This window comes from Pseudomonas sp. DY-1 (assembly GCF_003626975.1).
Classification (GTDB): Bacteria; Pseudomonadota; Gammaproteobacteria; order Pseudomonadales; family Pseudomonadaceae; genus Metapseudomonas.
Map to the genome: position 1 here is coordinate 5,837,279 of NZ_CP032616.1, position 20,340 is coordinate 5,857,618.

Annotated in this window: 18 protein-coding genes; 8 read left to right on the top strand and 10 right to left on the bottom strand. The window is 64.6% G+C overall.

Annotated features, from left to right (window positions below; genetic code table 11):
* Positions 1–31 precede the first annotated feature (31 nt).
* From D6Z43_RS27475 to antA, 4 genes are all read right to left on the bottom strand, one after another.
* The gene (locus D6Z43_RS27475) at positions 32–1,195 is read right to left on the bottom strand and encodes an ABC transporter substrate-binding protein (RefSeq protein ID WP_120655120.1); all 1,164 of its coding nucleotides are present in this window, start codon (positions 1,193–1,195) and stop codon (positions 32–34) included.
* Positions 1,196–1,381: 186 nt separating this feature from the next.
* Positions 1,382–2,407 carry an anthranilate 1,2-dioxygenase electron transfer component AntC gene (gene antC, locus D6Z43_RS27480; RefSeq protein WP_120655121.1) on the bottom strand — a complete coding sequence of 342 codons (1,026 nt, stop codon included), beginning with the start codon at positions 2,405–2,407 and terminating at the stop codon, positions 1,382–1,384.
* A gap of 19 nt (positions 2,408–2,426) precedes the next feature.
* Positions 2,427–2,918, bottom strand: a complete 492-nt coding sequence (gene antB, locus D6Z43_RS27485; protein WP_120655122.1) for an anthranilate 1,2-dioxygenase small subunit — start codon at positions 2,916–2,918, stop codon at positions 2,427–2,429.
* Positions 2,915–4,309 carry an anthranilate 1,2-dioxygenase large subunit gene (gene antA / locus D6Z43_RS27490; protein WP_120655123.1) on the bottom strand — a complete coding sequence of 465 codons (1,395 nt, stop codon included), beginning with the start codon at positions 4,307–4,309 and terminating at the stop codon, positions 2,915–2,917. The genes antB and antA overlap by 4 nt, the downstream gene beginning before the upstream one ends.
* A 741-nt stretch (positions 4,310–5,050) precedes the next feature.
* Here antA and D6Z43_RS27495 point away from each other — a divergent pair.
* A complete protein-coding gene (locus D6Z43_RS27495) occupies positions 5,051–6,064 on the top strand; it encodes an AraC family transcriptional regulator (protein ID WP_120655124.1) in 1,014 nt (337 codons plus the stop codon).
* Positions 6,065–6,171: 107 nt separating this feature from the next.
* Complete coding sequence (locus D6Z43_RS27500; protein ID WP_120655125.1) at positions 6,172–6,909, top strand: thioredoxin family protein; 738 nt, start codon at positions 6,172–6,174, stop codon at positions 6,907–6,909.
* 123 nt (positions 6,910–7,032) lie between these two features.
* Here D6Z43_RS27500 and D6Z43_RS27505 read toward each other — a convergent pair whose 3' ends face one another.
* Together D6Z43_RS27505 and D6Z43_RS27510 are read right to left on the bottom strand one after the other, a co-directional pair.
* Positions 7,033–10,107 carry an efflux RND transporter permease subunit gene (locus D6Z43_RS27505; RefSeq protein ID WP_120655126.1) on the bottom strand — a complete coding sequence of 1,025 codons (3,075 nt, stop codon included), beginning with the start codon at positions 10,105–10,107 and terminating at the stop codon, positions 7,033–7,035.
* 1 nt (position 10,108) lies between these two features.
* Entirely contained in the window at positions 10,109–11,206 is a 1,098-nt protein-coding gene (locus D6Z43_RS27510) for an efflux RND transporter periplasmic adaptor subunit (RefSeq protein ID WP_120655127.1), read from the bottom strand.
* A 143-nt stretch (positions 11,207–11,349) separates the two neighbouring features.
* Here D6Z43_RS27510 and D6Z43_RS28030 point away from each other — a divergent pair, with 143 nt between their 5' ends.
* A complete protein-coding gene (locus D6Z43_RS28030; protein WP_162945881.1) occupies positions 11,350–11,490 on the top strand; it encodes a hypothetical protein in 141 nt (46 codons plus the stop codon).
* The gene (locus D6Z43_RS27515) at positions 11,487–12,686 is read left to right on the top strand and encodes an MFS transporter (protein ID WP_120655128.1); all 1,200 of its coding nucleotides are present in this window, start codon (positions 11,487–11,489) and stop codon (positions 12,684–12,686) included. The genes D6Z43_RS28030 and D6Z43_RS27515 overlap by 4 nt, the downstream gene beginning before the upstream one ends.
* Before the next feature lie 238 nt (positions 12,687–12,924).
* Here D6Z43_RS27515 and D6Z43_RS27520 read toward each other — a convergent pair whose 3' ends face one another.
* The 3 genes from D6Z43_RS27520 to D6Z43_RS27530 all read right to left on the bottom strand — a co-directional run bounded on the left by D6Z43_RS27520 (position 12,925) and on the right by D6Z43_RS27530 (position 15,569).
* Positions 12,925–13,413, bottom strand: coding sequence for a heme-binding protein (locus D6Z43_RS27520; RefSeq protein WP_120655129.1), 489 nt, complete (start codon positions 13,411–13,413; stop codon positions 12,925–12,927).
* A gap of 96 nt (positions 13,414–13,509) precedes the next feature.
* Positions 13,510–14,136 carry a response regulator transcription factor gene (locus D6Z43_RS27525; protein WP_120655130.1) on the bottom strand — a complete coding sequence of 209 codons (627 nt, stop codon included), beginning with the start codon at positions 14,134–14,136 and terminating at the stop codon, positions 13,510–13,512.
* Positions 14,133–15,569, bottom strand: a complete 1,437-nt coding sequence (locus D6Z43_RS27530) for a sensor histidine kinase (RefSeq protein WP_153918293.1) — start codon at positions 15,567–15,569, stop codon at positions 14,133–14,135. Before D6Z43_RS27530 ends, D6Z43_RS27525 begins: the two co-directional genes overlap by 4 nt.
* 250 nt (positions 15,570–15,819) lie before the next feature.
* On the opposite strand from D6Z43_RS27530, the gene yghU reads away from it, so the two are divergent.
* Positions 15,820–16,665 carry a glutathione-dependent disulfide-bond oxidoreductase gene (yghU, locus tag D6Z43_RS27535; protein WP_120655131.1) on the top strand — a complete coding sequence of 282 codons (846 nt, stop codon included), beginning with the start codon at positions 15,820–15,822 and terminating at the stop codon, positions 16,663–16,665.
* A 54-nt stretch (positions 16,666–16,719) separates the two neighbouring features.
* Here yghU and D6Z43_RS27540 read toward each other — a convergent pair whose 3' ends face one another.
* Positions 16,720–17,334, bottom strand: a complete 615-nt coding sequence (locus D6Z43_RS27540; protein WP_120655132.1) for a DUF4157 domain-containing protein — start codon at positions 17,332–17,334, stop codon at positions 16,720–16,722.
* A 206-nt stretch (positions 17,335–17,540) separates the two neighbouring features.
* On the opposite strand from D6Z43_RS27540, the gene D6Z43_RS27545 reads away from it, so the two are divergent.
* From D6Z43_RS27545 to D6Z43_RS27555, 3 genes are all read left to right on the top strand, one after another.
* Positions 17,541–18,491: a GlxA family transcriptional regulator gene (locus D6Z43_RS27545; RefSeq protein ID WP_120655133.1), complete on the top strand. Its 951-nt coding sequence runs from the start codon at positions 17,541–17,543 to the stop codon at positions 18,489–18,491.
* A gap of 235 nt (positions 18,492–18,726) precedes the next feature.
* Positions 18,727–19,167, top strand: a complete 441-nt coding sequence (locus D6Z43_RS27550) for a helix-turn-helix domain-containing protein (protein ID WP_120655134.1) — start codon at positions 18,727–18,729, stop codon at positions 19,165–19,167.
* On the top strand, positions 19,164–20,099 hold the full coding sequence (locus D6Z43_RS27555) for a LysR substrate-binding domain-containing protein (protein WP_120655135.1): 936 nt from the start codon (positions 19,164–19,166) through the stop codon (positions 20,097–20,099). Before D6Z43_RS27550 ends, D6Z43_RS27555 begins: the two co-directional genes overlap by 4 nt.
* The last annotated feature ends 241 nt before the right edge of the window (positions 20,100–20,340 follow it).

Below are 20,340 nucleotides of genomic sequence, written 5' to 3' on the forward strand. Positions count from 1 at the left end.
GTGGCCGGCGGGCTGGCGGATCAGATTGGAATCAGAGCGCGCACTGGGTCGCGTAACTGTCCACCTGGGCCTTGGCGATGGTCTTCACCGGCACTTCGGCGAGCTTGCCGTCGGCGCCGGCCTGGACCTTGAGCAGGTGCCAGTCGATCACCGCATGCTGGTTGCTACCGAAGCGGAAGTCGCCACGTACCGAGTCGAAGCGGGCATCGCGCAGGGCCGCGCGGAAGGCGTCGGCGTCCTTGAGGTCGCCGTTGGTGGCCTTGAGTGCCGAGCCGATCAGGCGCGCGGTGTCGTAGCCCTGGGCGGCATACATGGTCGGCGCGCGGTTGTACTTCTCGGTGAAGGCCCTGATGAAGGCCTGGTTGGCCGGGTTGTCGGACTGCGGGTTCCAGCCGCTGACCACGTTGACGCCCTCGGCCACGTTGCCGGTGGCGGCGAGCATGCGTTCATCCATGGAGAACACCGGCACCACCATCGGAATGCTCTTCGACAGGCCCGAGCTGCCGTACTGCTTGGCGAAGTTGATGCCTGCACCACCCGGGTGGAACTGGAACACGGCGTCCGGGTTCAGCGAGCGGATGCGCGCCAGTTCCACGGAGAAGTCCAGTTGGTTGAGCTTGGTGTAGATCTCGGTGACTTCGCCCTTGAAGGTGCGCTTGAACCCGGCCAGCGCATCGCGACCGGCCTGGTAGTTGGGCGCCAGGATGACCATCTTCGTGTAGCCCAGGTCGTTGGCGGCAACGCCGGCCATCTCATGGGGCACATCGTTCTGGTAGGAGGCAGCGAAGTAGTTCGGCTTGCACTGCGCGCCGGCAAGGTTGGACGGTGCGGCGTTGGTGCTGATGTAGAAACGGTCGCCCTGGGTGGCACCGTTAACCACGGCGGCCAGCACGTTGGAGAACATCACGCCGGTGTAGAGGGAGATGCCATCCAGGCTCATGCGGTCGATGATCTGCTTGCCCTTGGCGGGTTGCAGGCCGTCGTCCTCGACCACCAGTTCCACCGGCACGCCGCCGAGCTTGCCGCCTTCCTGGTCCATGGCCAGGCGGAAGGCGTCGCGGGCGTCCTCGCCGAGGTAACCGGCCGGGGTCGAAAGTGTGGTGATGAAGCCGATGCGCACAGGTTCCTGTGCCAGGGCGGGAAGGGAAGAGGCCAGTGCGGCCCCGAGCATCGCAAGGTTCAGAGTCGTTTTCATGGTTACCGCCTTGGTTACGCAGTGCCGTCGTGACCCGGCCTGCTAGTTGTTGTGTGGGCAGTTGGTGAAGCGGGTGGAGCGTATTTGTTGTTTTGTGTGCCGCCGTAGGCGCGAGCTTGCCAGCAGCGCACCGCGCATTCGCCAGCAAGCTGGCTCCTACAAAGGGGCCTGCGTTTGGGACGAGCCTCAGGTATTGCTCTCGGTGAACTTCTCGAAATACAGGTGGCCGTTGTCGATGCCGTTTTCCGTGAGCCAGGTCTTCACCGACTCGACCATCGGCGGGGGGCCGCAGAGGTACATGTCGAAGGGGGCTTCGCGCAGGGCCGCTGCATCGAAGTGCTTCGCTACGTAACCGCGCTTACCGTCCCAGTCCTGGCCTTCGTCGCTGATCACCGGGGTGAAACTGAAGTCCGGGATGCGCGCGGCATAGTTCTGGATGCGCTCCAGCTCGCAGAGGTCCGCTACCTGGCGCACGCCATAGAACAGGTGTACCGGCTGTCCGCAGCCGCCGTTCGCGGCGATATCGTCGAGCATGCCGAGGAAGGCGGAGAGGCCGGTGCCGCCGGCCACCATCAGCAGCGGTTTTTCGATGTGGCGCATGTAGAAGGCACCCAGCGGGGCTTCGAAGCGGATCTCGTCACCCACCTTGCAGCGTTCGCGGATGTAGTTGCTCATCACCCCGTCCGGCAGCAGGCGGATGAGGAACTGCAGCTTGTTCTCCGCGTTCGGTCGGTTGGCGAAGGAGTAGGAGCGTTTCGAGTCCGTGCCCGGTACCTGCAGGCGGGCGTACTGTCCCGGCAGGAAGTCCAGGTGCTGGCCGTCGATGCCGGCATCCAGGTGGAGGATGGCGGTGGTCGGCGACACCTGCTCCACAAAGGTGACCACGCCACGCTCTTGCACCGGCCGCGCCGCGCTGCAGAGCGATGAGGCGAAATCGAAGTAGAACGAGGCATCGGACTGCACACGGGTCTGGCAGGTGAGCATCCTGCGCTGCTCCAGGTCCTTGGCCGACAAGGCTTCTTCGTCCACGTAGTCCATTGCGTAGCGGCCAGATTCGCAGCGGCCCATGCAGGTGCCGCAGACACCCTCGCGGCAGTCCAGCGGAATGTTGATGCCGTTACGCAGGGCGGCGTCGAGCAGGATCTCGTTGCCCTGCACGGGGAAGAACAGGGTTTTGCCATCGGCAAAACTGAAGGCGACCTTGTGATTCATGGCGCATGCATCCGGGCAATCAGAGGTGGTAGAAGTCGAGCACCGAGTTGATGGTGTCGTTGAGCAGGACCATGTGCTTGCGGGTGATCTTCCAACTCTCGCCGCTGGGCTTGAGGTGGTAGGTCGCATGGCCAAAGAAGTGCTCGGCCTGGCCCAGGCGGTAGTACAGGGTCTGCCAGCCGGCCGTCACTTCGAGCTGACCGTCTTCGCGCTCGGTGATGCGCACATTGCTGATCTGGTGCAGGGTGCGCGGCATCGGGATGGTCGAGGCGGCCTTGCCGGTGCGGATGCGGAACACGCGGTCTTCCAGGCCCGAGCGGTTGCTGTAGTAGATCAGCGACATGCCGCGTTTCGGGTCGGTGGTGTACTGGTGCTCGGACTCCCACTGCGGCAGGTGGTACTCGCACTGCTCGTCGAACAGGTCCAGGTAGGCGTCCCAGTCCTGGGCGTCGCACAGGGCGGACTTGCGATAGAGGAATTGTTCGATCTGGTATTGCAGCTGCGAGTTCATGCCTGCACCTCCTGCAGTTTCAGGGCTTTCTGGTCCAGACCCTGGAGCAGGAACCGCTGCCAGTTGCTGTGCTGGTTCACGTACAGGCCTTCATGGGTGAATTCGGTGCCGGTCATCACCGGGGCGATGCCCAGGGTCTGGCTGTTCGGCGTGGCGCCGGTGACCCACTTGCCGTAGCCGCGGGAGATGTCGCTCCAGCGCTCCAGGCGCCCCTGGAAGCCGCGTTGCTGTTCGCGGAATTCCACCAGGTCGTCGGGGGTGCCGAGGCCGGAGACGTTGAAGAAGTCCTCGAACTGGCGGATGCGGCTCTCACGGTCGGCGTCGGATTCGCCCTTCACGCCAATGCACTGGCTGATGATCTCGGTCTTGTTCCAGGCCACCGGGCGCACGATGCGCAGCTGGGAGCTGATCTGGTCCATGAAGAACAGGCTGGGGTAGATGTTCAGGTTGCGCAGGCGGTGCATCATCCACTCCGCCTTGGCCTGGCCGTGCTCCTGCACCAGGCGCGGCATTACGGTGGCGTAGCCGGGACGCACGGTTGGGTTGGGCATGTCGCTGAACAGCACGCTGTGTCCGTTGTTGAAGGAGAACCAGCCATCGTCGGTCTCGGCATCGCCGGCGCCGAGCTTGCTGTAGTCCAGCGTGCTGCTGGCGCCACCCTTGGCGGCGTTGACCTGCTGGCGATGTTGCACGGTGGCCACGTAGTTGTAGTGCACGGTGCTGACGTGATAGCCGTCCAGGCCGTTCTCGTTCTGCAGCTTCCAGTTGCCGTCGAAGGTGTAGGTGGACTTGCCCGGCAGCACTTCCAGCTCGCCGGTGGGCGACTGGGCGACCATCATGTCGAAGAACACCTTGGCGTCGCCGAGGAAGTCTTCCAGGCTGTCGGTGCCCGTGACGTCGAGGCTGATGAAGACGAAGCCCTTGTAGCTTTCGATGCGCGCCTTCTTCAGTCCTCGGGTGGCCTTGTCGAAGCCTTCCGGGTATTCGCCAGGTGCCTTCACCTTCACCAGGCGGCCGTCGCTCTTGTAGCACCAGGCGTGGAAGGGGCAGGTGAAGGTGGACTGGTTGCCCTTGCCGACGCGCGTGAGGGTGGCGCCGCGATGCTGGCAGGCGTTGATCAGGGCGTTCAGCGCGCCATTGCCGTCACGGGTGATGATCATCGGCTGGCGGCCGGCGCGCATCGTCATGAAGTCGTGGACGTTGGGGATCTCGCTCTCGTGGCAGGCGTAGATCCAGTTCTTCTCGAAGATCAGCTCCATCTCCAGGTCGAACAGGTCCGGCTCGGTGAACATGTCCCGGGCAATGCGGTACACGCCTTCGGCCGGACGGAAGTCCAGGCAGCCGCTGACGTACTCTCTCCACTGCGCAACGTTTTTATTCGAAGTATTCATGGGTGGCACCTTCCACATCGGGCGAAACAGTGGAGGTCATTAGAAGGAGCCGGGACTTCCCCGGTCTATCCGTTTGGTTGGCAAAGACGCGCCGAAAATTTTGTGTCCCGGTTGCAGGCCAGAGAGCAGACGGGGCGGGGTTTCCAGCGGATTTCGGGCGGCCGGAAAAAGCGGATAGCCTTTGTCCAGGGAGCGGATAGCGACGAGGCTCTGAAGGGGAGTTGAATCCACTCTGTCGGCAGGTTGGCGGGGCGCGGTAACGGCCGCCTGGCCTGGATTGGCCCGAGGTAACGCAAAGTCGTGGAAATTGCGGATGGCTAGCCGATTCGTTCGCTGCGCGCTATCCGAAAAGTTGGCAAAGACTATCCGCCGGTGCTGCGCGGGTAACCCTTCGCCTGCGCGCCCTTCCCACGTCAGGTAACACTGGGGTGCTTTACCTGTCTGGCGGTGCTTCATCGAGTGGCGCCGGTGACGGTGGCCAACGCGCGCATCGAAGTGTTGCTGCGCGTGCTTCAGCGCGTGGCAGCAAGGCTCTGGGATGAGGCGTCCAGACGCGCGGTCTGGTTCTTTGAAGTGACCCGTCCGGGGGATCGAGGAACGGTTCTATCCGGAAAGTTGGCCAATGCTATCCTCGTTTTCTGCTCTTCGAAGGATCGTGCTGGCGTGGCATGGAGCTTGCGTGCTTTAACTCGACGCGCCGCTAGAGCGCGCATCTCCAATTGCCGTGTTGGGTGCCGCGTGATGAGTACGAAGAACCATCTTCATTTTCGAGACATATCCGCCGATCGCTACGATCTGGCCGGAGCCCGTTCCTGGATGTCGAACATTTGCGGCCCCCACCACTTGAAGGTGGCGAAGCCTGAACGCATCCAGTTCCACCACAGCGGCAATGTGCTGCCCTCGATGTCCACGACCCTGGGCTATGTGGAGTACGGCACCGACGTCACCATCGGCGTCGGCGAGGACATGAACCTCAATTGCTACAGCCTCAGCCTGCCGCTCTGCGGTGAACAGGAGCTGGCCAAGTCCGGGCGTCTGCTGCGTTCGGATCGCGACTGGGGGGTGATTGTCTCGCCCCACGAGCATCAGGAACTGACCATCGCCGGCGACTGCCACAAGTTGCAGGTAGCCATTCCCCGCGCGGCGATGCTGCAGACCCTGGAAGACCTGCTGCAACGCAGCGTGGATACTCCTCTGTGCTTCCAGGCCGAGATGGACGCCGTGGATGGCGCGGCCGCGTCCTGGTGGCGCATGGCCCGGCACCTGATCGACGAGCTGGAGCGCAGCCGCGATCTCTACGGGCAGCTGTTCTTCACCCGTGACCTGGAAAGCGCGTTGATCAAGGGGCTGATCCTGGCGCAGCCGAACAACTATTCGGAAGAGCTGCGCGAACGCCTGGAGATAAAGCTGCCTCACTACCTGCTGCGTGCCCGTTCCTTCATCCAGGTCCACGCCCGCGAGGATATCTGCCTGGAGGACATCGAGCGGGCTGCCGGCGTTTCGCGCTTCAAGCTGTTCGAGGGCTTCAAGAAGTACTTCGGCCAGTCGCCCATGGCGTTCCTGAAAAAGCACCGGCTCACTGCAGTGCGCCAGGACATCCTCGAGGACCGTTCCCAGCGCAACATCTCGGCGATTGCCCTGGCCTGGGGCTTCAATCACCTCGGACGCTTCTCCAGCGAGTACCGCAAGCTGTTCGGCGAGACGCCCAGCGCCACGGTGCAGCGCCTGGAAGCCCGGCGCGGCCACAGCCTCTGAGGCGGGGCCGTTCGTCGCCAACTCTTCGAGCGATTGTCGAGCGCACTTTCCGTCGGACGACCAATAGGGCGAGTCCCTTATCAACGTCTGGTTCAGGAGTGCGCACCATGAAGATCGACAAGCATCCCGTAGTTTCCCGAGAAGAATGGCTTCAGGCGCGCGAAGAGCTGCTGCGCAAGGAAAAAGCCTTCACCCGAGAGCGCGACAAACTCAGTGCCGAGCGGCGGGCGCTGCCTTGGGTACGAGTCGAGGAGATCTATGCCTTCGAGGGGCCTGATGGCTGGGAAACCCTGGCCGACCTGTTCGATGGGCGCAGCACGCTGGTCATCTACCACTTCATGTTTGGACCCGGCTGGGAGGAGGGTTGCCCGGGCTGTTCCTTCCTCGCCGACCATATCGACGGGCCAAACCAGCACCTGAAGCACCACGACGTGACCCTGCTGTGCGTTTCACGTGCGCCTTTGCAGGAGTTCCAGGCCTTCCGCAAACGCATGGGCTGGAAGTTCAAGTGGGTGTCGTCCCATGGCGGCAGTTTCAACCGGGACTTCGGCGTGGCCGCCAGGCCCGAGGACATCGCCGCTGGCATTGCACGATACAACTACGGCACCAGCAAGGACCCGGGTGAGGACATGCCGGGGCTCAGCGTGTTCTATCGCAACGAGGCGGGGGAAATCTTCCACACCTATTCCACCTATGCCCGTGGCCTCGACCTGCTGGTGGGCGCCTACAACTTCCTCGACCTGCTGCCCAAGGGACGGGACGAAGCGGAGATCATGGACTGGATGACCTACCACGACCGCTATGAGGACGAGCCCGTCAAGGTGCATAGCTGCTGTGCGGAGTAGCCTCTCGCAATTGTGGGGGTGAACTCATTTGCCAAGCAGACCGGAGGTCTGCCCTGGGGAGTGTCAGGGGGCAACTGCGTTGCCCTTGGCGAATGAATTCGCCCCTACAGGAGGTTTACCGCCTCATGCCAGGGCCGCAGCGGTGGTTATCGGTTTTTCCTTCCGCAATACCAGCGCACACAGCGCCGGCAGGAACAGCAGGGTGAGCACTGTGCCCACCAGTACGCCACCGATCAGCACATAGGCCAGGGATGACCAGAACACCGAGAAGGTCAGCGGGATGAAGGCCAGCGCGGCAGCCAGGGCGGTGAGCAGCACTGGGCGGGCACGGCGGACGGTGGCTTCGATGATGGCCTCGCGCAGCGGTCGGCCGTGGGCCTGCTCCTGTTCTATCTGGTCGGTGAAGATCAGCGTGTTGCGCATCAGGATTCCGCCGATGCCGATCAGCGCCAGGATGGCATTGAAGCCGAACGGCTGGTTGAACAGCAGCAGTGCCGGCATGGCGCCGATCAGGCCCAAGGGCGCGGTGGCGAAGACCATGAACATCCGGCCGAAGGACCGCACCTGGAACATGATCACCACCAGGGTCAGCAAGATCATTACCGGGAACAGCACGGCCAGCGCCTTGTTGGCCTTGGCGCTTTCTTCCACCGGGCCGCCGATGGTCACCTTGTAGCCTGCCGGCAGCTTGGCGATCAGTGGTTGCAGGTCGGCGAACACGGCCTTTTCCACATCCGGCGGCTGGGTGCCCTTGATGATGTCGGCGCGCACTTCGAAGGTGAGCTCGCGGTCGCGGCGCTTGAGGATGGGGTCTTCCATCACCGGCTGGAAGCGGCCCACCTGTTCCAGCGGCACCGAGACGCCGGCAGCGTTGGTAATGGTCAGGCCCTCGATACCGCCGAGGTTTTCCCGCTGGGTGTTTTGCGCACGGACCGTTACGGCCACGGTGCGGGTGCCTTCGCGGACTTCGGTCACCGGGTTGCCGGTAAGCAGGGCGTTGAGCTGGCTCTTCACATCAACGGGTGTGAAGCCGAGCAGGCGCAGGCGGTCCTGGTCCAGTACCAGGCGATAGGAGCTGCTGCGCTCGCCCCAGTCGACGAAGGTGTCGCGGGTCTTGGGATTGGCGGCCACCACGGCGCGAACCTCTTCGCTGATCTGCCGCAGTTGGTCGAGGTTCGGACCGGAAACGCGGAACACGACCGGGAACGGCACTGGCGGGCCGAACACCAGCTGGGTGACACGTACCCGTGCGGAGGGGAATTCGCCAGCGGCGATGCGCGTCTGCATGCGTTCCCTGAGGGCGTCGCGGGCCTTGGAATCGGCGGTCTGCACGATGATCTTGGCAAACGCCGGGTCCGGCAGCTCGGGGTTAAGGGACAGGAAGAAACGTGGCGCACCACCACCCACGTAGGCGTCGACCAGTTTGGTCTGGGGCTCCTCCAGCAGGGCTTTCTCCACCTGGGCGACTACGGCTTCGGTCGCCTTGAAGGCACTGCCCGGTGGCATGTAGACCTCCACCAGTAGCTCGGAGCGGTCGGAATTGGGGAAGAATTGCTTCTTCACGATGCCCATTCCGAGGCCGCTGGCGACGAAGGCCAGCACCACCAGCACGGTGACCAGCTTGCGGTGGTTCACGCACCAGGTGATCAGGGCGCGCAGGCGCTGGTAGAGACGGGTGGCATAGAGCGCTTCATGGCCACCGGGTATGGGTTTGATCTTCGGCAGCAGCTTCACCCCCAGGTAGGGCGTGAAGAACACTGCCACCAGCCAGGAAGCGAGCAGGGCGAAGCCGACGATCCAGAAGATGTTTCCGGCGTACTCGCCCGCGCCGGACTTGGCGAAGCCCACCGGCAGGAAGCCGATGACGGTTACCAGGGTTCCGGTGAGCATGGGGGCGGCGGTGGAGGTCCATGCGAAGGTGGCGGCCTGCATGCGGTCGAGGCCTTCCTCCAGCTTCACTACCATCATCTCGATGGCGATGATGGCGTCGTCCACCAGCAGGCCCAGGGAGAGGATCAGCGCGCCGAGGGTGATCCGGTCGAACTCGCGCCCGGTCATCAGCATGATCACGAAGACGATGGACAGGGTCAGCGGTACGGCAGCAGCCACCACGAGACCGACGCGGAAGCCCAGGGCCAGCAGGCTGATCAGCATCACTACGCCCAGGGCGACGAAGAACTTGAGCATGAACTCGTTCACCGCGATGCGGATTTTCTCGGCCTGGTCGGAAACCTTGTCGAACGTGACGCCCAGCGGCAGCCCGGCGTGGATGCGGTCTTCCTCGGCCTGCAGGGACTTGTCCAGTTCAAGGCCGTTGAAGTGCGGGTCCATGATCACACCGAGCATCAGTGCCGGTTCGCCCTGGTGACGAATGCGATAGCTCGGCGGGTCCTCGTAGCCGCGCTTGACCGTGGCGACATCGGCGATGCGCAGCAGCTTGCCGTTGGCGTTGATCGGTACGTTCTCGATCAGTTTCAGGCTGTCGAAGGCGCCATCCAGGCGGATGTAGGCGCGCGGCCCGCTGGTTTCGACGAAACCTGCCGGGGCCACGCCGTTCTGCTTGCCCAGGGCTTCAAAGATCTGTTCGGGTTTCAGGCCGAGGGTGGCCAGACGTTGGTAGGAAAACTCGACGAAGATGCGCTGGGCCTGTTCACCGAGGATGTTGACCTTCTTGACGCCAGGCAGGTTGAGCAGACCCTGGCGCAGGTCCTCGGCCATCTGCACCAGCTGACGGTGGGGCAGTTGTTCGGCCTCCAGTGCATAGAGGGCGAAGTAGACGTCCGAATACTCGTCGTTGAAGAAGGGGCCGACCACGCCTTGTGGAAGGCGCTTGGCTTCATCGGAGAGCTTCTTGCGGGTCTGGTAGAACAGCTGTTGGATGTCCCCCGGCCGGGTGGAGTCCTGGTACTGCAGCTTCATCGAGACGAAGCCGGGCTGGGCGATGGTTTCTACCCTGTCGTAGAAGTCCAGCTCCTGCAGGCGCTTCTCCAGGCGGTCTGCCACCTGCTCCTGCATTTCCCGCGCAGTGGCGCCCGGCCAGGCGGCGGTAATGGTCATGGTCTTGACCGTGAAGGAGGGATCTTCGGCGCGGCCCAGCTTGCTGAAAGCGATGGCGCCGGCGACCAGCGTGGCGATGATCAGGAACAGCGTCACCGCCCGGTTGCGTACCGCGAATGCGGAAAGATTGAAGCGGCTCATCTCAGTTCTCCAGGGCCAGCGACGGCGCCGGCAGTTCGCGCACGCTGTCACCGGCGTTCAGCAGGTGGGCGCCGAGGGCGACGATGCGTTCACCCGGCTGCACGCCACCTTCCAGCACCGCTTCTTCCTGCTCCAGGCGCACCACGCGAACCGAACGCAGCTCGACCTTGCCGTCCGCCTTGATGACCCAGACGCCGGTGCCCTGGCCTTTGTCGTGCAGGGCGCCAAGCGGCACGCGTACCAGTTGCTGTTGGGCGGCGCCTTCCAGTTGCAGGGTGATGGTGGAACCGATGGCCAGGGCCGTGGAGTCGCCACCCAGGGTGTAGCGGGCGCGGAAGGTGCGAGTGGTGGTATCCGCCGCCGCGGAGAGTTCGCGCAGGGTGGCTGGCACCGCATCGCCTGACGCTCCATATGGGTAGGCGCGGGCAGCGTGGTTGGCGAAGGAACGCTGGGTTTCCGGGATGTCGATCACCGCCTCGCGCGCACCGTCATGGGCGAGGCTGGCGACGATCTGGCCTTCGGCGACGACCTGTCCGCGGTCCACCCGTACATCGGTGATCACGCCGTCGCCATCGGCCTGCAAGGTCGAATAAGTGCGACGGTTCTCCACCTGGGCCGCTTCGGAAGTGGCGGCGGCCTGTTCGGCCTGGGCGACCCGCAGGCGCGTGGCGGCCTGGTCGTACAGTTGGCGGGAGACCGCGCCGGTGCCGGCCAGGCGGCGATAGCGGGCTTCGTCGTCGCGGGCCTGGCGCAGTTCGGCTTCAGCCGCGGTGACGCGGTTGCGTGCGGTGCGCAGGGCCAGTTCGAAATCGGTGTTGTCCAGCACCAGCAGTACATCGCCACGCTTCACGCGGGTGCCCGGGTCCACCTTGCGGGCAATCACCTTGCCGCCGACGCGAAAGCCCAGGTCGCTGGCCGTGCGGGCGGCTACCACGCCGGTGTAGAGGGCATTCTGCTGGGCCGCCGCTTGTACGTCCGCCGCCAATACCGCCCGTGGCTGGGGCGCGCTGACCGTGGTGTCGGCCTGGCTGTTGCAACCGGAGAGCGCCAGCAGGGCGGCGGGGATCAGGGCGAGTAGGGCAAGGTGCGGGCGATTCATGGAGCGATCCTCGGAGTGGGCGGCATCGGGGCGGAGCACCGCAGGTCGAAAATATGATAGGCATAATCTAATTTCGTGTATATATGTCACTCGTCATCTAATTCGTCAGCCCAAGGGCGAAGCGACCAACGGAGGTGCATGCGATGTGCAATGAACAACAAGTGGCAGATAACGGCCTGGCCTGCGTTGCGCCGCCCGCCGTCAGCAACGACGACTGGCATGCCCTGGAGTGGCAACTGATGGCCCTGGCGCTGGAAGCCGAAGTAGTGGGAGAACTGTCATGAATCCGTCGCGCCTGCTGCTGGCCATCCTCATGGTGCTGACCGCCATGGGGGAAATCTCCACTCAACTGATCATTCCCGCCCTCGGTGCCCTCGAACAGGGGCTGGGTGCGGCTCATGGCACCAGTCTCGCGGCGCTGTCCGCTTTCGTCGCAGCGTTCGGGCTCGGGCAATTGCTGCTCGGGCCGCTGTCCGACCGGGTTGGCCGCCGACCGGTGCTGATCGGCGGTCTCAGCCTTTATCTGGCCGCAACTGCGTGGATGTTCCTGGCCGATAGCATGTCCGACTTCATTCTCGGCCGTGTGGTCCAGGGCCTTGGTGCCTGCGCGGCACTGGTGCTGGCGCGTGCCATCGTGCGTGATGTCTGGAAGACCCAGGCGGCCCCGGCCCTGGCCCTGACCGTGATCGGCATGCTCAGCGCCATCGCCCTGGCGCCCATGGTGGGCGGCCTGCTCACCCAGTGGGGCGGCTGGCATGCGCCCATCCTTGCTTCCCTGGCCATCGGCAGCCTGGCGCTGCTGGCGGTGCTGGCCTTCTACCGGGAATCCAACCCCAGTCTCGATCCCAAGGCCGGTCATCCGGCGACGCTGGCGCGCGATTACTTCGACCTGTTCAAGCAGCGTTCCAGCCGCGCCTTGGCCTTTACCCTGGCAGGTACCTATGGGGCGATGTTCGCGGTGGTGGCCGGTTCATCGGCTGTCTATATCGGCCTGCTGGGACTGAGCGCGGCGGAGTACGGTCTGGCCTTCGGCGCCACCATTTCCGGACTGATCGCCGGCGCGTTGTTCACCCAACGCAAGATCATGCAACTGGGTCCGCAACGTATCGTTGGTATTGGTGTGAGCCTGGTGGCCACGGGTGCACTGACCACCCTGCTGGTGCACGCCACGCTTGGCCTGTCGGTACTCGGCCTCTCATTGCCGCAGGTGTTGGTGACCCTGGGCGGCGGCATGCTGATTCCGGCTTCGGTGGCCGGTGTGGTCATGCCCAACGCCCACCGCGCTGGCCTTGCCGCCGGCCTGATGGGCTTCGCCCAGATGCTCGGCGCGACCTTGAGCGGCGTTCTGCTGGGGGCGCTGCAAGATGGCAGCTCCTGGCCGATGGTCGGCGTGCAAGCCGTATTCGCCGTGGCGGCCATCAGCGGGTTCACGCTGATGACCCGCAAGGCACGCAGCGCGGCGGTTTCTGCGGCGGGGTGAGGGAAAGGAGAAGCACGCACGGGGCCGCCTGCCCCAGGCCCGAGACGCAGGGCAGGGACTGACCATCGCCCAAGCTATGCCCGCCAGCCTCGTCGCAGGTCGGTAGAGAGGACTGAGAGATCGTGCGATGGATGAGAGCATCCATCGCCGTTGGCCCGAATCATGAGGACCCATTCCCCGCCGCTAAGGAGCCGCCTGGTGACCTTCGAGTAGGCCGCCAGGTAACTGGGCGAATCGCTTACTTGAACAGCGCCGCGTTGGTCGCCAGGACTTCGTCGGCGCACTGGGCGTCCAGGTGGCCACCCGGGGCGCCGGCTACGCCGATGGCGCCGATGACGGCATCGCCGGCCTTGACCGGAACGCCACCACCCAGCAGCAGGAAGCCGGGAATGTCGGCCAGGTTGGCGGCGGCCGGGTTCTTCTGGGCGTTCTCCATGATGTTCAGGGTCGGGTTCTTGGCGGAGGCGGCAGTGAAGGCCTTGGCGCGGCTGGCTTCTACGGTGTGTGGGCCGGCGTTGTTGGCGCGGGCGAAGGCTTTCAGCAGGCCGGCGCGGTCCACTACCGAAGCGCTGACGTTGTAGCCCTTGGCCTGGCAGGCGGCGACGGTTGCGACTGCCAGCTTCTGGGCGTCTTCGCTGGAGATGTTGCTTTCCTTCAGCACGGCGGCCTGGGCGGTGCCCGCGAGGGTCAGGGAGCAGAGCAGGGCAGCGAGGGAAGTACGGGGCATGGCTGTGTCCTTTCGTGGTGGACTTGAGGTGCAGCCAGTGTGTCTGGAGGGGGGGCGGCGCGGTATTCGCCCGACTACGGGACGGCCTCCGTAGTGCTACGGAGGTGGCGAGTCGAGCAGGCTGGCGTATTGGCGGATGAGCTGCGCCAGCGAGTCGGTTTCGAGCTTGGCGAAGACGTTGGCCCGATAGGTTTCCACGGTGCGCGGCGACAACTCGAACTCGCGTGCGATCTCTTTGTTGCTCATGCCCTGGACGATGCGTTCCAGCACATCGCGCTCGCGCCCCGAGAGGCGCCCCAGCCGCTCGACGGCGGCCTGGGTCACCGCCTGACGCTCGCGGCTGGCGATGTGGGTGCGCACGGCGGTCTGAACTGCGTCGAGGAAGACATCGTCGTCCGCCGGCTTCTGCAGGAACTCCATGGCGCCGCCCTTGAAGGCCCGGCGGCAGAGGTCGACGTTGGCGTGGCCGGTGAGCATCACCACCGGCAGGTCGGAGACTTCCGCCAGGCGGGCCAGCACGTCCAGCCCGCCGATGCCCGGCATGCGAATGTCCAGCACCACGCAACCGATGGCCTGCGGCGCCAGCGAGTCGAGAAAAACCTGGGGATCGCTGAATCCCTCACTGCGTAGTCCAACGCTGCGCAGCAACAGCGCCAGGGCGTCGCGCACGGCGTCGTCATCGTCCACCAGGTAAACGAGCGGAGAGTGTGCGGGGAGGCTCATGCATCGGCTCCGGCGAGGGGCAGGCGCAGGGTGAAGCAGGCGCCTCGGGGTTCGAGGTTGCGAACGCTGATGCGGCCGTCCATTGCGCCGGCCAGGGTTTCGCAGAGTGTCAGGCCCAGCCCCATACCGTGCGGTCGCGTGGTGTAGAAGGGCTCGAACAGGCGCGGCAGCGCATCGGCGGGAATGCCCGGACCGTCGTCGCTGACGCTGAATACATAGCCGCTGTCCTCGACACCGCCAGAAAGGCCGATGTTGCGGGTACTCGTCGCGTCGGCGGCGTTCTGCACCAGGTTGTGCAGGATCTGCTCGAGGGCCACCCGGTCGCCCAGCGGCCGCTCGCCCGGAGAGGCGTTGCGCCAGGTCAGGCGGATGCCACGGCGCGCCAGTTCCTGTTCGCGCAGGAACAGCAGCGAAGCCGCCAGCGCATCGGGATCGACCGCCGTGCGGGGCGAGGGTGAGCTGGGCTGCACCAGCTCGCGCATGCGCTGGATGATGTCGGCCGCGCGGCGTGCCTGGCCGGCGCTGGCGAGCAGGGCCTGGCGCACTGCCGGGCGTTCCTCTTCGTCATCCAGCAGGCGTTCGGCGGCACGCACCTGGGCGAGGATGGCGGTCAGCGGCTGGTTCAGCTCGTGGGCGATGCCAGCCGCCATCTCGCCCAGGGTGCTCAGCCGTGTCATTGCGGCCAGACGGGCTTCTTCCTGCTGCCGCCTGGCGTCGGCGCGCGTACGCTGCCAGACGCTCGTACCGGCGGCCAGCAGGCAACTGGCGACCGCCCAGACCAGCCATTCCATCCAGGGCCAATCGCTGGGCGTCAGCCGTTTCCAACTGTGCAGGGGAAAGGGTTGGCTGACCGCGCCCAAGGGTTTGTGCAGGTCGATCAACCAGCCCAGCGAGCTGGCGCTGGATTGGCGTGCCAGCAGGGTCAGCGGCCCGGCGCCCACATCCAGCGTCAGCGTGGCCAGCGAGGGGGGGAAATCGGCGGTCGGTATGAGTTGCCGCGCATCCAGCAACAGGCTCCAGCTCGACGGTGCCACCAGCCAGTAGCGTGCCTCGTCCAGCGGCTGCGTGACGGGACGCTTCAGTTGGCGTGCCTGCTCGATCGTCGCAGCGAAGTTCGGCGGGGCGGCGAGGCTGCCCGTCCAGGTTCCGTCGCGCAGGAAACCCAGGCCCAGCAGTTGTGGCATGGAGGGTTGCAGGCTGGGGAGCAGGCGTTCGGGATCAGGCGGATGCGACAACGCGGCCAGGGTGGCCAGCACAGCCTCGTGCTGCACCGTCTTCTGGCTGAGCATGCGCTGGGCGATGCTGGTGTCCTGGAGAAAGCGCTCACGTCGGTCGGCATGGTCCTGCCAGCCGATCCAGGCGGCGACGGGGCAGAACAGCACCAGCCAGAGCAGGAATGTGCGGGTATTGGTCAGGGGTTTCACGGTGTGCATCATGCCTGGCCTGTGCCGATGGCGGCCATCCGTAGGGCTACGGAGGAGCGGTGCGATTCGCCGCGCGGGGCAGGGGCTGGAGCCAAGTGGGGCGAGTCCATCGGTGGCATCTGTCGGGCCTGGTTGCGGATGTCGAGTGGGCGTGGCTGCGTTGCAGCCCTCTGGTCACTCCCGCAAGGCTCCTGCCGCCCTACAATGCTTCGGGTTCCATTCAAGACCACTGTCTTTTGTCCTGCATGAGGGGGTTCAAATGTCCGATGCACGCTATGTTCCGCCGGAAGTATGGCGGCACCTCGAACCGTCCGGGGGCGAGTTCGCCAACATCAACCGCCCGGTCGCGGGGCCGACCCATGAGCGCGAGTTGCCGGTGGGCAAGCATCCGTTACAGCTCTATTCGCTGGCGACGCCCAACGGGGTGAAGGTGACCATTCTGCTGGAAGAGCTGCTGGCCCTGGGGCATGCCGGCGCCGAGTACGACGCCTGGCTCATCCGCATTACAGAGGGCGATCAGTTCTCCAGTGGATTCGTCGAGATAAACCCGAACTCGAAGATTCCCGTGCTGGTGGATTACAGCCAGGAAAAGCCCATCCGCATCTTCGAGTCGGGCTCGATCCTGCTGTATCTCGCGGAGAAGTTCGGCCGCTTCCTGCCGTCCGATCTGGCAACGCGCACCGAAACGTTGAACTGGCTGTTCTGGCAAATGGGGTCGGCGCCCTACCTGGGGGGAGGTTTCGGGCACTTCTACGCCTACGCGCCGGAGAAGTTCGAGTACGCGATCAACCGATTCACCATGGAGACGAAGCGCCAACTGGATGTTCTGGATCGCCGTCTCGCCGATCACCGCTATCTCGCCGGCGACACCTACACCATCGCCGACATGGCCGTCTGGCCCTGGTACGGCCAACTGGTGCGGGGGCATCTGTACTCCGCGGCGGAATTCCTCTCCGCCCATGAGTACGTCCATGTGCTGCGCTGGGCCGAGGAGATCGCCCAGCGGCCTGCGGTGAAGCGTGGTCGGCGAGTCAACCGCACCTGGGGTGATCCGGCGGAACAGTGCCCGGAGCGGCATCAGGCATCCGATCTGGACGGAGACTGATGCCCGCTTGGCGTTGGGGATAGCCAGTCTGGAAGATTTGTGCAGCTGGCGGGTTCAGAGCTTCTTGCCGCTACTGGCCACCGCTGGCCTCAACGCCCGCGCTACTTCACCCTGGATTTTGTAGGCCGGGGCTTCCACCGAGTTGTAGTCCCGTGTGTAGCGCTTGGCGAAGTCCGCCACGCCCCATTCCAGGTACTGCTTTACGTGGTGCAGTTCATGAGCCCAGAGGGCGACGTTGTTCTGCGCGTCGTCCTCGTTGCGGAAAACGATCACGTCCACCAGGGTCACCGCTTCCACGTCCGGGTTCTGCATCAGGGTGTTGGCGGCGTTCATCTCGGCATCGACGCCCACCTTGTAGCGGGCCGTGTCCAGCACCTGCAGGTCGTAGTAAGGCTCCAGCTGCGCACGGATGTGCAGTGGAATGGGGTACAGAACGGTCGCTGGCATGTTGTTGCGCGACTCCACGATCCACTGTTGCAGGCTGGTGGCGGCCATCTGGTTGACCCCTTCCAGCAGCGGGGCAATGTCCCCCTGGCTTCCCGGTGCGCAGAAACAGGTCACCACGCACACCTGCGATTGCCCGGCGGGACAGGCAAGGGCGGCGGTGGAAACGAAGGGCAGGGCAAGAATGGTCTGACGCAGGAATGTGCGAAGGGATACAGCGAACAAGGAGCCTCCCGGAGGCGCTGACGGAGCGCGCCATTATGGACAGCGGTGGCGGGGATTGGTTGCGCAATCCCCATCCGGCTGTCGGCCGATGTTCAAACGGTCTTCGTTTCCTGGGGCAGGCACGTGGCGGATGTGGAATTGTCGATTGCGTCCTGGAATGTCATGTCGCATGCTCTTCGCAGTCCTGCACAGGTATCCCTAAGTCCATGAAAAATATAGCAATGGTATTGTTTCAGGACTTCCTGCTCCTGGACATCGCCGGTCCGCTTGAAGTCTTCTCCATCGCCAACCGCTATCTGCCGGCCGACAAGCATTACCGGATCATCACCATTGGCACCGAGACCAGCGCTATTCGGGCCTCCAACGGCACCTTGATGCAGGCGGAGCTTAGCCTGGAGGAAGCCGTCGATGCCTACGACCTGCTGCTGGTCCCCGGCGGGCCAGGCGCCTACCTCAAACCCTTCCCTGAGCTGGTGGACTGGCTGCCGCGGGCCTGTGAAAAGGCCGGGCGCTTCGGTTCCATCTGCACGGGCGCGTTCATTCTCGGTTTTGCGGGGTTGCTGGATGGACATCGGGTGACAACGCACTGGCATTACACCGATCGTCTGGCCAAGGCCTTCCCCAGGGCACAGGTTCAGACCGACCACATTTTCCTGGAGGATGGTCGCCTGGTGTCCTCTGGGGGCGTCACTGCCGGTATCGACCTGGCGCTGTCGATGGTCGCCAAGGACCACGGCCGCAAGGTCGCCCTGGATGTGGCCAAGGTGCTGCTGGTGGTCATGACGCGTCAGGGCGGGCAGGCGCAGTTCAGCCCGCTGGTGGCGACGATCAGCACCCACGAGACACCGATCAGCCGGGTGCAGAGCCATGTGCTGGAGCGCCTGGACGAATCCTTCAGCGTCGCGCGAATGGCCGAGATCGCGGCCATGAGTCCGCGTCACTTCGCCCGTACCTTCGTCCGTGAGGTGCAGATGACGCCCATGGATTTCCTGCAGAACGCCCGTATCGATCACGCCAGGAACCTGCTGGAAACCAGCGACCTGCCACTGAAGACCATTGCCTTTCGCAGTGGCTTCGGCAGCGTGCGCGTGATGCGTCAGCGCTTCACCGAGCGGCTCGGGCTGACCCCCCTGCAATACCGCCAGCAGTTCAGCTGAGCCGCAGTGTCCGCATCGGGCACTGCGATGTCCGTATTCGGCACCGCCGCAGAGTTGTCGTACATCTTCCAACTGACAAGATAAAGGCCATTCGTCGGGAGCCTGGCACATGGCTGTCGGTGTGCTGACGCACGCCTGCAAAGAACCACTGGCCTCATTGCCAATCAGCAGCTTGCTGGTGATGGCCCTCACTCACCCTGCCAGACCCACCGTCTCACCACGATGGACTGAAGCAATGCCACGATCCGAGTTCCACGCCACGGGCGCCCCCGGTGCAATCTCCGGGGACGATGTGGCGTTCTCCACCGCAGGTGGGCTGAGCGCCAGCCGCGAACGCCTGGTCAAGCAGCTGATTCTCGCCAACCTCGCCAGCAGCCTTGAAGTCACCGCCCTGGCCGATGCCTGTTCTCTGTCCCGAAGCCATTTTTCCAGGGCATTCAAATGCAGCACCGGACTGTCGCCCCGGGAATGGATTCAGCGCCAACGTATCGCCCGCGCCAAGGAGCTGATTCGCCGCTCCGAGCTGAGCCTGATCCAGATCGGCCTGGAATGCGGCTTCTGCGATCAGGCGCATTTCTGCCGCAGTTTCTCGCGCAGCGTCGGGGTCACGCCCCTGACCTGGCGCCTCGGAGCGCGGCTCGACCCCAACGACTCCGCCACCAGGAATACCCCATGAACCGAAACCAACTGCGTCGCGTCGACCTCAACCTCCTGGTCGTTTTCGAGGCCCTGATGTTCGAGAAGAATGTGACGCGGGTAGCCGAGAAGCTTTTCCTCGGCCAGTCGGCGGTGAGTGCGTCGCTTGCACGTTTGCGCGACCTGTTCGACGACCCGCTGCTGATCCGCCAGGGCCGTGGCATGGAAGCCACGCCGAGGGCACAGGCCATCCTCGAGGAGTTGCGTCCGGCGCTGGACGCCATTTCCGGCGCGGTGAGCCGTGCCAAGGATTTCGACCCTGCCAGCAGTCGCGAGATATTCCGCATCGGCCTTTCCGACGATGCCGAATTCGGCCTGTTCCCGGAGCTGCTGCGGCGTCTGCGCGAGGAGGCTCCCGGCATAAAGGTGGTGGTGCGGCGGGTGAACTACCTGCTGCTGCCGTCGCTGCTGGCATCCGGAGAGATTTCCGTGGGCGTCAGCTACACCCAGGAACTGCCGGCCAATGCCAAGCGCCGAAAACTGCGCGACATCCCCTGCAAGGTGCTGCGTGGTGACGACCGGCCGGAGCCGCTGACCCTGGACGACTACTGCGAGCGGCCGCACGCCATGGTGTCCTTCTCCGGGGACCTGTGCGGCAACATCGACCTCGACCTGCAACGGGTGGAACGCAGCCGTAACGTCGTGCTGGCGGTGCCGCAGTTCAGCGGCCTGCGTTCGTTGCTGCCGCGCACCGAGCTGATCGCCACTGTGCCCGACTATGCCGCCTGTGCATTGGTCGCGGGCACCAGCCTGCGCGCCGAGGATCCACCGTTTTCCATTGCTCCGGCCGAGCTCTCCATGGTCTGGAGCGGGGCGCATGACAACGACCCGGCGGAGCGCTGGTTGCGCACGCACATCGTCGAACACATGTCGCGTCCGCTGCACCAGATGGTTGGGAGCGCAGCCTTCTAGAACGGGCGTTCCAGCTGAAGAACAGCACATTCGTGCAATCGTTGCATGAGAGGACACGGCATCCTCGGGGTCCGATTTTCGCCGCCAGCCCCGGCGAGCGCGACGACCGAGGAACCGTTCATGAGCCAAGACCCATCCAGCAATAGCCGCCGCCAGTTCCTCGCCGCCAGCTCCGTGCTGGGTGCCGCTGGCGCACTCTGGTCCGCACTACCCTTCACCGGCGCCGCAGGCGTCGCCCATG

Coding starts and splice junctions, on each gene's coding strand:
- D6Z43_RS27545 (WP_120655133.1), top strand. CDS start 17,541: ATGAAAAATATAGCAATGGTATTGTTTCAGGACTTCCTGCTCCTGGAC.
- D6Z43_RS27555 (WP_120655135.1), top strand. CDS start 19,164: ATGAACCGAAACCAACTGCGTCGCGTCGACCTCAACCTCCTGGTCGTT.
- D6Z43_RS27505 (WP_120655126.1), bottom strand. CDS start 10,107: ATGAGCCGCTTCAATCTTTCCGCATTCGCGGTACGCAACCGGGCGGTG.
- D6Z43_RS27510 (WP_120655127.1), bottom strand. CDS start 11,206: ATGAATCGCCCGCACCTTGCCCTACTCGCCCTGATCCCCGCCGCCCTG.
- D6Z43_RS28030 (WP_162945881.1), top strand. CDS start 11,350: ATGTGCAATGAACAACAAGTGGCAGATAACGGCCTGGCCTGCGTTGCG.
- D6Z43_RS27500 (WP_120655125.1), top strand. CDS start 6,172: ATGAAGATCGACAAGCATCCCGTAGTTTCCCGAGAAGAATGGCTTCAG.
- D6Z43_RS27495 (WP_120655124.1), top strand. CDS start 5,051: ATGAGTACGAAGAACCATCTTCATTTTCGAGACATATCCGCCGATCGC.
- D6Z43_RS27550 (WP_120655134.1), top strand. CDS start 18,727: ATGCCACGATCCGAGTTCCACGCCACGGGCGCCCCCGGTGCAATCTCC.
- D6Z43_RS27515 (WP_120655128.1), top strand. CDS start 11,487: ATGAATCCGTCGCGCCTGCTGCTGGCCATCCTCATGGTGCTGACCGCC.
- D6Z43_RS27520 (WP_120655129.1), bottom strand. CDS start 13,413: ATGCCCCGTACTTCCCTCGCTGCCCTGCTCTGCTCCCTGACCCTCGCG.
- antB (WP_120655122.1), bottom strand. CDS start 2,918: ATGAACTCGCAGCTGCAATACCAGATCGAACAATTCCTCTATCGCAAG.
- yghU (WP_120655131.1), top strand. CDS start 15,820: ATGTCCGATGCACGCTATGTTCCGCCGGAAGTATGGCGGCACCTCGAA.
- D6Z43_RS27525 (WP_120655130.1), bottom strand. CDS start 14,136: ATGAGCCTCCCCGCACACTCTCCGCTCGTTTACCTGGTGGACGATGAC.
- D6Z43_RS27475 (WP_120655120.1), bottom strand. CDS start 1,195: ATGAAAACGACTCTGAACCTTGCGATGCTCGGGGCCGCACTGGCCTCT.
- antA (WP_120655123.1), bottom strand. CDS start 4,309: ATGAATACTTCGAATAAAAACGTTGCGCAGTGGAGAGAGTACGTCAGC.
- antC (WP_120655121.1), bottom strand. CDS start 2,407: ATGAATCACAAGGTCGCCTTCAGTTTTGCCGATGGCAAAACCCTGTTC.
- D6Z43_RS27530 (WP_153918293.1), bottom strand. CDS start 15,569: ATGCACACCGTGAAACCCCTGACCAATACCCGCACATTCCTGCTCTGG.